Annotated in this window: 13 protein-coding genes; 3 read left to right on the top strand and 10 right to left on the bottom strand. The window is 58.3% G+C overall.

Annotation, left to right across the window (positions count from 1 at the left end; genetic code table 11):
* Together ACR0AA_RS04965 and ACR0AA_RS04970 are read right to left on the bottom strand one after the other, a co-directional pair.
* On the bottom strand, positions 1–1,179 hold the full coding sequence (locus ACR0AA_RS04965; RefSeq protein WP_480662162.1) for a biopolymer transporter ExbB: 1,179 nt from the start codon (positions 1,177–1,179) through the stop codon (positions 1–3).
* 68 nt (positions 1,180–1,247) lie between these two features.
* Entirely contained in the window at positions 1,248–1,778 is a 531-nt protein-coding gene (locus ACR0AA_RS04970; protein ID WP_480755552.1) for a gamma-glutamylcyclotransferase, read from the bottom strand.
* Positions 1,779–1,845: 67 nt separating this feature from the next.
* Here ACR0AA_RS04970 and ACR0AA_RS04975 point away from each other — a divergent pair, with 67 nt between their 5' ends.
* Positions 1,846–2,847, top strand: a complete 1,002-nt coding sequence (locus tag ACR0AA_RS04975) for a DUF2125 domain-containing protein (protein WP_480662158.1) — start codon at positions 1,846–1,848, stop codon at positions 2,845–2,847.
* Here the strand turns inward: ACR0AA_RS04975 and ACR0AA_RS04980 are convergent.
* The 4 genes from ACR0AA_RS04980 to ACR0AA_RS04995 form a co-directional block, all read right to left on the bottom strand.
* Positions 2,844–3,692 (bottom strand): extensin-like domain-containing protein, encoded by an 849-nt coding sequence (locus tag ACR0AA_RS04980; RefSeq protein WP_480662156.1) that lies wholly within the window; start codon positions 3,690–3,692, stop codon positions 2,844–2,846. The genes ACR0AA_RS04975 and ACR0AA_RS04980 overlap by 4 nt on opposite strands.
* The gene (locus ACR0AA_RS04985; protein WP_480662154.1) at positions 3,689–4,609 is read right to left on the bottom strand and encodes a prephenate/arogenate dehydrogenase family protein; all 921 of its coding nucleotides are present in this window, start codon (positions 4,607–4,609) and stop codon (positions 3,689–3,691) included. Before ACR0AA_RS04985 ends, ACR0AA_RS04980 begins: the two co-directional genes overlap by 4 nt.
* Entirely contained in the window at positions 4,606–5,691 is a 1,086-nt protein-coding gene (hisC, locus tag ACR0AA_RS04990) for a histidinol-phosphate transaminase (protein WP_480662152.1), read from the bottom strand. The genes ACR0AA_RS04985 and hisC overlap by 4 nt, the downstream gene beginning before the upstream one ends.
* Before the next feature lie 64 nt (positions 5,692–5,755).
* Positions 5,756–7,171 carry an aminotransferase class V-fold PLP-dependent enzyme gene (locus ACR0AA_RS04995; RefSeq protein ID WP_480662150.1) on the bottom strand — a complete coding sequence of 472 codons (1,416 nt, stop codon included), beginning with the start codon at positions 7,169–7,171 and terminating at the stop codon, positions 5,756–5,758.
* A 103-nt stretch (positions 7,172–7,274) separates the two neighbouring features.
* Between ACR0AA_RS04995 and ACR0AA_RS05000 the strand changes: the two genes are divergently transcribed.
* Positions 7,275–7,736 (top strand): Lrp/AsnC family transcriptional regulator, encoded by a 462-nt coding sequence (locus ACR0AA_RS05000; RefSeq protein WP_480662148.1) that lies wholly within the window; start codon positions 7,275–7,277, stop codon positions 7,734–7,736.
* On the opposite strand, the gene ACR0AA_RS05005 is transcribed toward ACR0AA_RS05000, so the two are convergent.
* Positions 7,737–8,648, bottom strand: coding sequence for a LysR family transcriptional regulator (locus ACR0AA_RS05005; RefSeq protein WP_480755553.1), 912 nt, complete (start codon positions 8,646–8,648; stop codon positions 7,737–7,739).
* Positions 8,649–8,703: 55 nt separating this feature from the next.
* Between ACR0AA_RS05005 and ACR0AA_RS05010 the strand changes: the two genes are divergently transcribed.
* Positions 8,704–8,985, top strand: a complete 282-nt coding sequence (locus ACR0AA_RS05010; protein ID WP_480662144.1) for a DUF1330 domain-containing protein — start codon at positions 8,704–8,706, stop codon at positions 8,983–8,985.
* Between the two features lie 57 nt (positions 8,986–9,042).
* Here the strand turns inward: ACR0AA_RS05010 and rpsD are convergent, their stop codons facing one another.
* The 3 genes from rpsD to ACR0AA_RS05025 all read right to left on the bottom strand — a co-directional run bounded on the left by rpsD (position 9,043) and on the right by ACR0AA_RS05025 (position 12,834).
* Positions 9,043–9,663, bottom strand: coding sequence for a 30S ribosomal protein S4 (gene rpsD / locus ACR0AA_RS05015; RefSeq protein WP_170763724.1), 621 nt, complete (start codon positions 9,661–9,663; stop codon positions 9,043–9,045).
* A gap of 200 nt (positions 9,664–9,863) precedes the next feature.
* Entirely contained in the window at positions 9,864–10,184 is a 321-nt protein-coding gene (locus ACR0AA_RS05020; protein WP_480755554.1) for a hypothetical protein, read from the bottom strand.
* Positions 10,185–10,551: 367 nt separating this feature from the next.
* Positions 10,552–12,834, bottom strand: a complete 2,283-nt coding sequence (locus ACR0AA_RS05025; RefSeq protein ID WP_480755555.1) for an adenosylcobalamin-dependent ribonucleoside-diphosphate reductase — start codon at positions 12,832–12,834, stop codon at positions 10,552–10,554.
* Between the last annotated feature and the right edge of the window lie 68 nt (positions 12,835–12,902).

Genomic DNA, 12,902 nt, shown 5'->3' on the forward strand with positions numbered 1-12,902 from the left:
TTACTCTCCTTCCGGAGCGGTGCGAACGGCGCCTCGAGGTAATGTCAGGGCTTTGACCAGCAATTCGATATCTTTGCGCATCTCGCTCATGCTTTCCTGCCGACCAGCCGAAATTTCTTCGAGAATGCGCAGCAGCTGCACGTCCATCGATCGCAGGCGCATCCGGCTTTCGGCGTCGATGCCATCACCGGTGCCCTGTTCGCGCATATGATCCAGTAGTGCATCCTGCCCAAGGGCTACGCGTTCCAGCGCGGCCGTTACACCTTCGCTATCGGACTGCCGGATATTCATTTCCCCAATCGCGTCAGCCAACTGACCCAACTTGGACGAAACCGTAGCCCGGTCCGCCTCCTGCGCCGAGAACAGATCCTGTAGCGCATCCATCTGTTCGGACATGGCATCCAGAACGGGCGTCAGCACAGCGATTTCCGCGCCGCCCTCATCGCCTGCGGCAAAGCCGACCCGAGTGATCGAGGACAACCACTCCTCAAGCTCTCGGTAGAACCGGTTTTGCCCATGGCCTGCAAACAGTTCCAGAAGACCGACGATCAATGATCCGGCCAAACCCAAAAGGGATGAGCCGAACGCCACGCCCATGCCTTGCAACTGCGCCTCAAGCCCGACCATCAGGCGGTTGAACACGGCCAGTCCTTCTTCGCCCTCTTGCGGGTTCAGGCTGCGGATCGTATCGACGATGGCTGGAACCGTGGTTGCCAGACCGAAGAACGTGCCCAAAAGGCCAAGGTAAATCAGCACGTTCGTGATATAGCGCGTGATCTCACGCTCTTCTTCAACCCGTTCCGCGACCGAATCCAAAATCGAGCGTGTGGACGTTGAACTGATCTGCGACCGCGCGCCCCGCTCCCGCAACAACGAGGCCAGCGGTGCAAGTAATTGGGGCGTACGGTCATCTTCGCGGACGACTCCGCCGACAAAGGCCTCGATCCAGCGGACCGAACCGATCAATTGCGTCACCTGATAGAAACAGGCGAATACGCCGATCACAAACACCAGAATGATAAAGCCGTTCAGGTACGGGTTTGCCTGAAAAACCGGCATGACATAGGGCAACGCCATGAAGACGCCCAAGCCCGCTAGGCCAATTGCGACTAACATCATCACAATCTGACGAATGGGATGCGAGAAATGGGGTCTCGCGCCCTGATGTGCCTGCGCCATGCGCGTTGATCCTGATTTTGCCTGCTCTTGCCCGAATCTAGCGAAAATCAGCCGGTGACGCCAAGGGTTTATGCGGTGATGCTGCGCACCCGTTGCGCTAACCACTCAAGATCAGGATCCCGCAGGTCGATCTCGGCCAGATGTTCGGCAGTATTATACAGGTATTCCTTATTCGGCCCGCGCCCACCAACCGCATGAGCGATGATCTGTGCCTGCTCCTCAAGTGGCAGACCGCCGCAATATTGCACATGGTCTGCATCTATCACGTAGGTCACGGCGTTAACGATCTCGCCATTGTCCAGACGCACGTCCAGCATCTTTTCGACGTAGGCCGAAGAAATCAGTTCACGCTCGCGCAACTCATGCAATGTTCGGTCTTCGTGACCCGCCTCGACCGCAAGCGCCAGACCCTGGCAATTGACATCCGCCTGTTCGTCCAGCGCCAGCACAAGACCGGGGTGTTCTTCGGTTCCGCGATGGTGGATCGAGCTCATGCAAAAGGAGCGCGCATAGCCCTGCAATGTCGCGTGTTCACTGCGGGCCACGGGAAAACCCGGATTCCACAGCAGCGATCCATATCCGAAAACCCACATCGTCATAGCTCTGGTCCTTGCCCGTTTGCGTCTATAAACATCAAATTCAACGCGGGAAAAAGGGCCAACTGCCATGCGCGGTCTTATACGAGTAATCATTTTATTGGCGGTTGTCTGGAGCGCCTATTGGTTCGTCGCCGGATTCGGATTGCGAAACGCGATCACCACCTGGTTCGACAATCAGCAGGAAAGAGGATGGCAGGCGGAGTTTTCGGATGTCTCGACCGCTGGGTATCCGTTTCACCACGTTACGCGTCTGAACAGCCCGGCACTGGCCGATCCTGTGAATGGCACGGCCTGGAGCGCAGACTGGATCGAGTTCCAAAGCCCCGCGATTTGGCCCGGACGGCAGGTGCTGCGCTTTGCGGATACGCCACAACGCCTGTCGTATTTCGACCAGACCGCGACCATCGAAGCCAGTGATCTGCAGGCCGAGTTGCAATTGCAGCCGGGTGTCGCGCTAGTACTGGAAAAGATGGCGCTGACCGCGGGTCCGTGGTCGATCACAGACGATGCCGAAGCTTTGGCGGGGGGCAACACGCTAACGTTGGTCATGGAGCAGACATCCGTTCCCGAGGCATATGCAGTCGGCGCCAGGATCGATGGGTTCACGCCGGGGGACAATCTGCGGGAGCTAATGCGTTCGGCCACAACTCTGCCTCAAGCGTTTGAAACGCTTGAGATGGACATGACGGTCACGTTCGACAAAGCCTGGGATCGAACGGCTCTGGAACAGAGCAGACCGCAACCGGTGAAGATCGATCTGCAACTGGCCGAGATCAAGTGGGGCGAATTGCGCCTGTTTGCGGCGGGTCAGTTGGATGTGGACGCTCAGGGCATTCCCACCGGTGAAATCGCAGTCAAGGCCGAGAACTGGCGGGATATGATTGCCATGGCCAACGCAGCGGGTGCTCTGCCCGATCAGGCCGTTGATCCTGTTACGCGGGCGCTGAATTTCATGGCCGGGCTAGGCGGCAATCCTAATGCGCTGGACCTGCAGTTGAACTTTCGGGACGGCTTCGTGGCACTCGGTCCATTGCCCCTTGGGCCTGCCCCGCGTCTGATCCTGCGCTAACGACAATATGGACCGCGGCGGTGGCGGGCCGTGTCCAGATGGAAATGGTCGCGGTGGTAGCGGTCGGCATTCGGCCCCAAAACGGTTCCAAACGGGCCACATGCCCCGCGCCAGACTTTGGTCAACTGGCTTTGCGACGGATTTTTGCGCCAGCCATTCAGGACCGTCACGACCTCTCCATCCGCCATTTTGAAGGCCGAGATGTCGATTGCCCGGCCTTTCCCATGCTCTGAAATGCGGGCACCCTTGCGGTTGTTCCGCGTCCGGCAAGCGTAATGCGCAGCGACCTGCAATTCGACCACCGGCCCGCGCCGCTTGAACGTCGGCTTGACCGTCTTCTCGACCCAATTGTTCAGCGCGACTGCCGTACCACAATCCATCGTGGATGGCCGGCTTAACGTGACACCCGACACCGAGGTGACCTGAACAGCGTCTTTGATACCGCAGGCATTTATCTTGCCCGGCACCTTGCCCACCGCCTTGCCCTGAATATCAATATCACCGCAGACAGATCCCTTGCGCAGTTTGCGCTTTTTGAACAGAGCCTCCTGTTCCAGAGATTTGGGCCGCAGGTAAGGCATCAGAGAGGTGTCGGGGCCAAGAAGCGGCAATTCGGCTGGGCGGGCCGCAACGGCCAGCACCTGCGGTGAAACCGGACGCAACTCAGGTCGCGTGTTTGGCAGCGCCAACTGCGGCGCGGTACTTAGGAAAGCGACGGCCTCAACTACTGGAGTCGTGCCGGGGCGCGAAACCGGGAACAGAGAGCGCTCTGGAGAGCCGGCCTGAGAAGATGAGGCGCAAATTGCCGCCAGTCCGATCAGAAAGGTTCTCCAGCCGTGTCTCATGGGTTCGTTTTTCCCCGTCCGAAATCGGGCTTGTCCGTGTCCTGCCCGGCGTCGATGATTCCGCGCCGGATCGCGCGTGTGCGAGTGAAATAGTCGAATAATTGCTCGCCGTCACCTGTTCTGATCGCGCGCTGCAAGGCAAACAGCTCTTCGGTGAACCGGCCGAGGATCTCCAACGTTGCGTCCTTGTTGGTCAGGAACACGTCTCGCCACATAGTCGGGTCCGAGGCTGCAATACGAGTGAAGTCCCTGAAACCAGCTGCGGAATACTTGATGACTTCGGTGTCCGTCACCCGGCGCAGATCGTCGGCCACGCCAACCATCGTGTAAGCGATCAGGTGCGGCGCGTGCGAAGTGACGGCAAGAACCAGATCATGGTGATCCGCATCCATCTCATCCACGTTCGAGCCCATGCCCTCCCAAAGCGCACGCAGGCGGGCGATTGCATCCGGGTCCGAGCCTTCGACCGGCACCAGCAGGCACCAGCGATTGTCAAACAGCTCGGCAAAGCCGGACTCAGGGCCGGAATGTTCGGTCCCCGCCAATGGGTGCGCGGGGATGAAATGCACACCTTCGGGAATATACGGAGTCACAGCTTGGATGACATGCCGCTTAACCGAACCTACATCGGTCACCGTGGCCCCCGGTTTGAGGGCCGGAGCAATATCCTGGGCGACAGCGCCCATTGCGCCCACGGGAACACAAAGCACGACGAGGTCGGCGCCCTCGACTGCCTCTTTCGCGGTGTCACACACGCGGTCGCACAGGCCGATCCGGCGGGCGGTCTCGCGGGTTGCCTCGGACCGGGCATAGCCGGTCACTTCGCCAGCAAGTCCTGCGCGTTTGATGGCCCAGAACATGGACGAGGCGATCAGGCCCAGCCCGATCAAGGCCACACGATCATAAACTTGGCTCATGCGGCGCCCCCTTTGAACGCAGTGATGGCCGCAACAACGCGGCGGCAGGCTTCTTCATCGCCCACGGTGATCCGCAGGGCGTTTGGCAGGTTGTAGCCCGCCACACGGCGCACGATCAAACCCTGGGTCTTCAGAAAGTCATCACAGGCCTCGGCCTCGGCCTGATCGGCAAAGCGGGCGAGGATGAAATTGGTGCAGGACGCGTCCGAAGGCACTCCGATCTTGGCCAATTCCTCTGACAACCAAACCCGCAAACGCGCGTTTTCGGATTGGCAGAAAGACAGAAACTCCACGTCTTTCACAGCGGCCTCTGCCGCTGCCAACGCGGTCAAAGATAGGTTAAACGGCTGACGCACCCGGTTCAGCACGTCGATGATCGACTGCGCAGCATAGCCCCAGCCGACACGCATCCCGCCCAGGCCGTACACCTTGGAAAAGGTCCGGGTCATGATCACGTTTTCAAACCGGTCCACCAAGGACGCGCCACCGTCGAACCCATCGACAAACTCGGCATAGGCCCCGTCGATTACCATCAGGCAAGTCGGCGGCAGCGCCTCGGCCAGTCGCACCAGTTCCGCCTCGGGGATCATAGTCGAGGTCGGGTTGCCCGGGTTGGTCACGAACACGATACGCGTCTGGCCATTCACGACAGCCAGAATGTTGTCGACGTCCACATGGCGCGCGCGTTCGGCCACCATAACGGGCGTCGCGCCGGCCATGCGCGCGATGATCGGGTACATCGAGAACCCATGCTCGGTATAGATCACCTCATCCCCCGGCCCCGCATAGGCCTGAGCGATAAATTGCAGCACTTCGTCACTGCCGACGCCGCAGATGATCCGCGCCGGGTCTAGCCCGTGACACTCACCAATCGCTGCTCGCAAGCTGGCGTGATCGGTGCTGGGGTAACGATGCAGGGTTACCGCGCTTTCCCGAACAGCTTCGATCGCCTTGGGGCTGGGGCCGAACGGGTTTTCGTTCGAGCTGAGCTTGATCACATGCTCCACCCCGGCCACATGCGACTGGCCGCCCTGATAGAGCGCGATGTCCATAATGCCGGGTTGTGGGGTGATCTTGTTCATAAGAGGCTCCGTTGTTGGAGCCTCTCATACCTGTCTCAACGGATTGAGAAAAGCGGCAATTCCGTCACGCCGCCTTGAAGCGGGCGGTCGCCGGGTCCGCGTTGTAAAAGCGCGTGAATTCCTCAGTCCGGTGGGACAGTTCATTGACGCTGTCGATGATGAACTGAACAGTCTCTTCGCTCATCAGGTAAGAGAAGTTCAGGCGGACCCATCCCGGTTTCTTCATCTCTTCCCCTGCGGCCAAAGCCGCGTGAAGCTCCGTGGACGATTCCTTGTCAATCTCCAGCAGGCGGTGCGCATATGGCCCGGCGCAAGCGCAACCACCGCGCGCCTGAATACCGTAGATGTCACTGAGCATCCGGGTGAACAGTTGCTGGTGCACAGGCTTGCCGGAATTGTCCCGCACAAGGAAAGAATAGATCGGCAAACGGTGCGGATTGTCTGTGCCCAGCAATGTCAGGTTCGGATTGTCGCCCCACCCTTTCAATGCCATCTCGTTGTATCGCGCTTCGCGTTTGGCGATCTCATCGGTACCGACAACGTCCTTGACGATGAAGGCAAGCGCCGCGCGAATATCACCGATGACGTTGGGCGTTCCGGCCTCTTCGCGCGTTGCCAGATCTTCGCTGTAGTCATGGCGCCAGGGCGAAACAAAACTGACAGTGCCACCGCCGGGCCAGCTGGGACATGTGCGCCGCACCGCGTTCTCGTTGACGATCAACACTCCGGATGCGCCCGGGCCGCCCGGAAACTTGTGAGGGGAAACAACGATGGCGTCCTTGCGCGCACCCTCTGGCCCCATGTCCATCGGCAGATAAGGTCCCCCCCCGGCGTAATCCCAGATCGAAACAGCACCATGAGACTTGAGAAGGCGGGTGATCGGATCCGGATCGGTGATGATGCCGGTCACATTGGACGCCGCTGAAAAAGACCCGATGATCAAATCGGAACCGGCGTTTTCAACCAATGCTTTTTCCAGCGCCTTTAAATCGACGCCACCTTCAGGTGCTTCGGGGATTTCGATCACCTGCGCCTTGCTTTCACGCCACGGCAGAATGTTCGAATGATGCTCGTATGGTCCAATCAAGACAACCGGCCGGTCAGCCCCTTCAACTCCCATCAAACTGACCAGCCGGTTAAGACCCGCAGTGGCGCCGGAACCGGTAAAGATCACCGCGTCCTTTTCGTTCGCTCCAACAATGCGGGCTATCTCTGCGCGCGCTTCGCGGCGCAGACGGGTCATGAAAGACCCACAATAGGAGGCTTCGGTGTGGCTATTGGCATAGAAAGGCAGCACCTCATGGGCAACAAAATCCTCTACTTGCTGCAGCGCACGACCCGAAGCGACGTAATCCGCGTAAACCAGCGGCACGTCCCCATTCAGACCGGGGATCAGAACATTTTCTCCGATCAGCCCATCGCGCAGGGTGGAATTGCGAGTGGTGGATTGGAGGTCTGCGCGAAATTTGGACAAGGTCATGGTTAAATCTCCGTATTGCACTATCAAATATGATTGATGCACGGTGGGGAAACTTCACCTTTCTTTGGATGGATTTCCAAAATGTTGTGTCATATGCTTCGGAATGGATGAAAAAATAGATCAAATTGACAAGCGCATCCTTCGTGAGCTTCAAACAGACGCCACCCTGTCTCAGCGTGAGCTGGCGGATCGGGTTGGGTTATCGCAGAACGCCTGCTGGCGACGCCTGAAAGCCTTGAATGAGAATGGGGTCATTATCGGCTCGACCGCACGGATCGCGCGTGAAAAGCTGGGGCTGAGCCTCGTTGTATTTGTCATGCTGCGCACACGGCACCATTCGGCAGAGTGGCTGCAGGCCTTTCGAAGGCATGTTCTGACGATCCCCGAAGTGGTGGATTTTCACCGCATCGGCGGCGACTATGACTATCAGTTGAAAGTCGTTACGCAGGACATGGCGTCCTATGACAAGGTCTATCAGCGACTGATCGACAAAGTAGAACTGGACAGCGTGACGTCCTATTTCGCGATGGAGGCCATCGCCGAAGGGCGCCCACTGCCGATTTGATCAGGCCACGAACATTGGGCGTTTTTCGCGAAAGAATGGAACGGCGATGGCACGAAACGCCTCAAGTTTGGCTGAAGGCCAGACATCCGGATGCGCGACGATCCAGATATCCGCGTAAGGTCGCGTTTGAAACTCGGGCACCTGAACCAGCCCCGGCAGCGACCGCCCCAGAAACACGGGCATCCTGACCACGCCCAACCCGGCCTGTGCAGCGGCGGCCATTGCGACCATGTCATCGAACCGCATCTTGATACGGGATCCGGGGCGTGACGTGCGTACATGTTCAGGCAGGTCCTGTCGGCGTTCGTAAGCCAACCAATCCACGACGCCCTCTGGATCATTGGCAATTTGCTCGGCCAGTTCTGGTGTGGCAAAGCTGGCCGCATGTTGTTCCGCCAGGCGCAACCCTTTAAAGGAATCGCCGGGATTGCGACTGATACGGATGGCGATATCGGCTTCACGCTTGTTGAGGTCGAGGATTTCGTTCGCTGCTCGGACCCGCAAAGTGACGTCTGGATGCTTCTTGCTGAACGCATCCAAAACCGGAGCTAATACATGGGCGATCAGCAGTTGGGGCGCGGTTAGCGTCAACTCTCCTTCCAGCTTTTGGTCGCGCCCGGATAACCCGCGCAGCATGGCATGCTCTGCGATCTCCATCTCGGCCGCATGGCGGGCAACCAGTTTTCCCGCTTCAGTGGGCCGATACCCGTCAGCCAATCTTTCGAACAACACCTCTCCTGTCGCGGTCTCTGCCCGGGAAATGCGGCGCGCAACGGTGGTATAGTTTACCCCCAGATCCTCGGCAGCAGCGGACAAGGTCCGCCTGCGCACAACTGTCAAAACTGCGCGATAGTCATCCCAGTGAATGTTCATGCGTGCAAAATTGCATATGATGAATGCAAAAGCACGCATTTTCGCCAACCGGCACGAGACTTAGTTTTGCGTCACACAAATGAGGACCAAAACCATGATCTACGCATACGCCAAACTCACAGTGCAGAACCCCGACGCTCTGGTCGCCTATCGCGAGCAGGCAGGCCCTGCCTTGGCCCGTCACGGCGGCAAGGTCGAACAGGCCACTACCGAAACAACGGCGTTGGACGGCACACCCGATCTGCCTGACGTTGCTGCCCTACTGTCCTTTCCGGACAAGGACGCGGCCCTTGGCTGGATCAACGACCCGGACCTGAAAGAGCTTCACGATCTGCGCCGCAGCACCGGAGCATCGGTCATCGTTTTGCTGGGATGAAAGAAAAAGAGCCGCGCTGGGAAGCGCGGCTCTGAATTTCGGCCGGATCGGCGAAGATTAGTTCTTCGCGTAGAATTCGACGACCAGGTTCGGTTCCATCATGACCGGGTAAGGCACATCGCCCAGGCCCGGTGCGCGTACGAAAGTCGCGGTCATTTTCGAGTGGTCGGCGTCGATGTAGTCAGGAACATCACGCTCGGCCAGAGCAACAGCTTCCAGAACAACAGCCAGCTGCTTGGACTTGTCGCGCACTTCGATGACGTCGCCTTCTTTGACACGGTAGGACGGGATGTTGACCCGCTTGCCGTTCACTTTGACGTGGCCGTGGTTCACGAACTGACGTGCAGCAAACACGGTCGGGACGAACTTGGCACGGTAAACAACAGCGTCCAGGCGGCGCTCCAGCAGACCGATCAGGTTTTCACCGGTGTCGCCTTTGACACGCTCGGCTTCGGCGTAAATACGGCGGAACTGCTTCTCGGTCAGGTCGCCGTAGTAGCCTTTCAGCTTCTGCTTGGCGCGCAGCTGCAGACCGAAGTCCGACAGTTTGCCCTTGCGGCGCTGACCGTGCTGGCCGGGGCCATATTCACGACGGTTGATCGGGGATTTCGGACGACCCCAGATGTTTTCGCCCATCCGGCGGTCGATTTTGTACTTGGCAGACGTGCGTTTGGTCACGGCTGATCTCCTTCGTTTAGGTCGAGGCCTGTGCAGGCCACTATGAAGGGCGTTGTCCTCTTGAGGTTTCCCCCATGACAGGCATCCCCTTGCGGGGGCCACCAACACCAATGAAGCCGCGCTTATATCCGCAGAACTGGCAGAGTCAACACGGCTTGGGAAGTTTTGCTAATGATCAAAGAACCGATCGGCTCGTGCGCTCAGTCCGCCATGGTCCTGGCACAAACGGCAGGACGATCAGCCGATTTTCCCCAGCCTTCATCGGCTCGCGCCCGTGTTGGGAATGTGACGACAGTTCGATCCAGCTGAAGCGAATCGCTTTGATCTTCAAATTCGGTATACGCGCCGATCCAGAAATCCTGATCACGGACAGGGCATCCGTCTTCGAAAACCAGGACAGGGTCCGCTTCTCCGGTAACCAAATACAGGTGCGCTGTAAACGTTTGCGCTCCGTTGGTCAGAACGACAACACCCATCGCGCCGTCAGCCGCTTCCAGCGAAGGCACTAAGCTCTTCAACATTTTTGCGGTGTTCTCTTGGGCCTGCCCCGATAGAGCTAGACTTTGTGGGGAGGATTCAGCCAACGAATGTACTTGTCCACGCCACGACCACGCGGCACCAACCTTCAAAAAAGACTGAGGCGCCGCCTCAAGCCCATCCAACTCTGTCTGCGTCCACGAAATGGCTATACGACCGCTATGCCCGGCTCTCATTGTGCCCGCCTGTACCTTTCAACAAATCACTGCTCACTGGGCTATTCTTATCAGGGCAGATTCTGTCGGAAAAGAGACGGAAATGCAGCAATCACGAAAATGTTGCCGGAGAGTCATTTTAAAATGAGACTCCGGCGGCACTTTATACAACCCTAGGGAGAAAACGACAGAGTCGTCAACCACATTTTGAGTACCCACAACTGCGGCAAGTCATGCAACCCTCTATCATCACCATGTCAAACTGGCCGCAAGACGGGCAGGCCTTACCGCGTGGTGCGTCCATGTTGACGACCTGAGCTTGTGGATCGGATTTCAGCCCCATGCCTTCGCCTTCGAGAAAGCCGATATTGATCATGTGCTGTTCAATCACGCCACCAATAGCGGCCAGAATCGAAGGGATGTATTTTCCCTGAACCCACGCACCGCCCCGTGGATCGAACACCGCCTTCAGCTCTTCGACAACAAAGGACACGTCTCCACCCCGTCGGAAAACGGCCGAGATCATCCGGGTAAGCGCCAATGTCCAGGCGTAGTGTTCCATGTTCTTGGAGTTAATGAACACCTCGAACGGACGACGGCGACCGCCGATTACGATGTCGTTGATGGTCAGGTAAATCGCGTGCTCGCTATCGGGCCATTTCAGCTTGTAAGTCGACCCCTCCAGAGATTGCGGGCGATCTAATGGCTCGGACATATAAATCACGTCTCCGCCATCCACCTCATGCGGGGCATCGGCGCTTTCCCCCGGTGCCTTGTCATCGCTCTCCGACACCGTCAGGACCGATCCGGTCACATCATTGGGACGATAGGTGGTGCACCCTTTGCATCCCTGATCCCAGGCTTGCATGTAGACATCCTTGAAGGCGTCAAAGCTGATGTCCTCGGGGCAATTGATCGTCTTCGAGATCGAACTGTCTATCCATTTCTGCGCCGCCGCCTGCATCTTGACATGATCGGACGGAGACAGGGTCTGTGCGTTGACAAAGTAATCCGGCAATTCCTTGTCGCCAAATTTGTCGCGCCACATTTGCACGGCGTAATCCACGACTTCCTCTTCCGTACGTGAACCGTCTTTCTGCAGCACTTTCCGTGTGTAGGCATAGGCAAACACCGGCTCAATCCCGGACGAAACGTTACCGGCATAAAGCGAGATCGTCCCAGTGGGCGCAATCGACGTCAGCAGCGCATTTCGGATGCCATGTTCGCGGATTGCGTCACGCACGTCGTCATCCATTTGCTGCATGGTGCCGCTGGCCAGATACTTCTCGGCGTCGAACAAGGGGAACGCCCCCTTTTCCTTTGCCAAGTCAACCGACGCCAGATACGCGGCGCGGGCAATCGCGTGCAACCAGCGCTCGGTCTGACGCGCCGCTTCGTCCGAACCGTAACGCAGACCCACCATCAGCAGAGCATCCGCCAGCCCGGTCACACCCAAACCGATACGGCGTTTGGCCTGCGCCTCGGCGGCTTGTTCGGGTAGCGGGAATTTCGATGCATCCACGACGTTGTCCATCATCCGAACGGCTGTGGCGACCAAGTCCTGCATCACGGCTTCGTCCAGATGCGCGCCCTTCTCAAACGGCTCAGCCACCAGACGCGCCATATTGATCGAGCCCAGAAGACAGGCGCCATAAGGCGGCAAGGGTTGCTCGCCACAGGGGTTCGTCGCCGCGATGGTTTCCACGTAGCTGAGGTTGTTGGCCTGATTGATCCGGTCGATGAAGATCACGCCCGGTTCGGCATAGTCATAGGTTGCCTGCATGATCTTGTTCCACAGATCACGCGCCTGAACGGTGTGATAGACCTTGTCACCGAACACCAACTCCCACGGGCCATCGGCCTTGACCGCCTCCATAAAGGCGTCCGTCACCAGCACCGACATATTGAACATGCGCAGGCGGGCCGGGTCGGATTTGGCGGTGATGAAGTATTCGATATCCGGGTGGTCGCAGCGCATGGTTGCCATCATCGCCCCGCGGCGCGAGCCTGCGGACATGATGGTGCGACACATCGCGTCCCACACATCCATGAACGACAATGGCCCCGAGGCATCTGCCGCCACCCCTTTTACATCCGCGCCACGTGGGCGGATGGTCGAGAAATCATAACCGATCCCCCCACCCTGCTGCATGGTTAGCGCGGCCTCTTTCAGCATATCGAAGATGCCGCCCATGCTGTCGGGCACGGTGCCCATGACGAAGCAGTTGAACAGGGTCACCTGCCGTGCCGTGCCCGCACCCGCAGTGATACGCCCGGCTGGGAGGTATTTGAAATCCTCAAGCGCCTTGTAGAATTTTTCTTCCCAATGACCCAGGTCCTTTTCCACCCGCGCCAGGTCGCGTGCGATGCGCCGCCAGCTGTCCTCGACAGTCTGGTCGATGGGCGTGCCATCCGCCTTTTTGAAACGGTATTTCATATCCCAGATCTGCTCGGCGATGGGGGCGGCAAAGCGGCTCATTGGTGATTCCCTGTCTTGAAAGAGGTATCCAGACTATCCCAATTCACATGCGCACCACAACACCTTGA

The organism is Ruegeria sp. CE8, from assembly GCF_056537465.1.

Bases quoted from the DNA above. Each gene is read 5' to 3' on its own strand.
- ACR0AA_RS04965 (WP_480662162.1), bottom strand. From the start codon at position 1,179: ATGGCGCAGGCACATCAGGGCGCGAGACCCCATTTCTCGCATCCCATT.
- ACR0AA_RS04970 (WP_480755552.1), bottom strand. From the start codon at position 1,778: ATGACGATGTGGGTTTTCGGATATGGATCGCTGCTGTGGAATCCGGGT.
- ACR0AA_RS04975 (WP_480662158.1), top strand. From the start codon at position 1,846: ATGCGCGGTCTTATACGAGTAATCATTTTATTGGCGGTTGTCTGGAGC.
- ACR0AA_RS04980 (WP_480662156.1), bottom strand. From the start codon at position 3,692: ATGAGACACGGCTGGAGAACCTTTCTGATCGGACTGGCGGCAATTTGC.
- ACR0AA_RS04985 (WP_480662154.1), bottom strand. From the start codon at position 4,609: ATGAGCCAAGTTTATGATCGTGTGGCCTTGATCGGGCTGGGCCTGATC.
- hisC (WP_480662152.1), bottom strand. From the start codon at position 5,691: ATGAACAAGATCACCCCACAACCCGGCATTATGGACATCGCGCTCTAT.
- ACR0AA_RS04995 (WP_480662150.1), bottom strand. From the start codon at position 7,171: ATGACCTTGTCCAAATTTCGCGCAGACCTCCAATCCACCACTCGCAAT.
- ACR0AA_RS05000 (WP_480662148.1), top strand. From the start codon at position 7,275: ATGGATGAAAAAATAGATCAAATTGACAAGCGCATCCTTCGTGAGCTT.
- ACR0AA_RS05005 (WP_480755553.1), bottom strand. From the start codon at position 8,648: ATGCGTGCTTTTGCATTCATCATATGCAATTTTGCACGCATGAACATT.
- ACR0AA_RS05010 (WP_480662144.1), top strand. From the start codon at position 8,704: ATGATCTACGCATACGCCAAACTCACAGTGCAGAACCCCGACGCTCTG.
- ACR0AA_RS05020 (WP_480755554.1), bottom strand. From the start codon at position 10,184: ATGTTGAAGAGCTTAGTGCCTTCGCTGGAAGCGGCTGACGGCGCGATG.
- ACR0AA_RS05025 (WP_480755555.1), bottom strand. From the start codon at position 12,834: ATGAGCCGCTTTGCCGCCCCCATCGCCGAGCAGATCTGGGATATGAAA.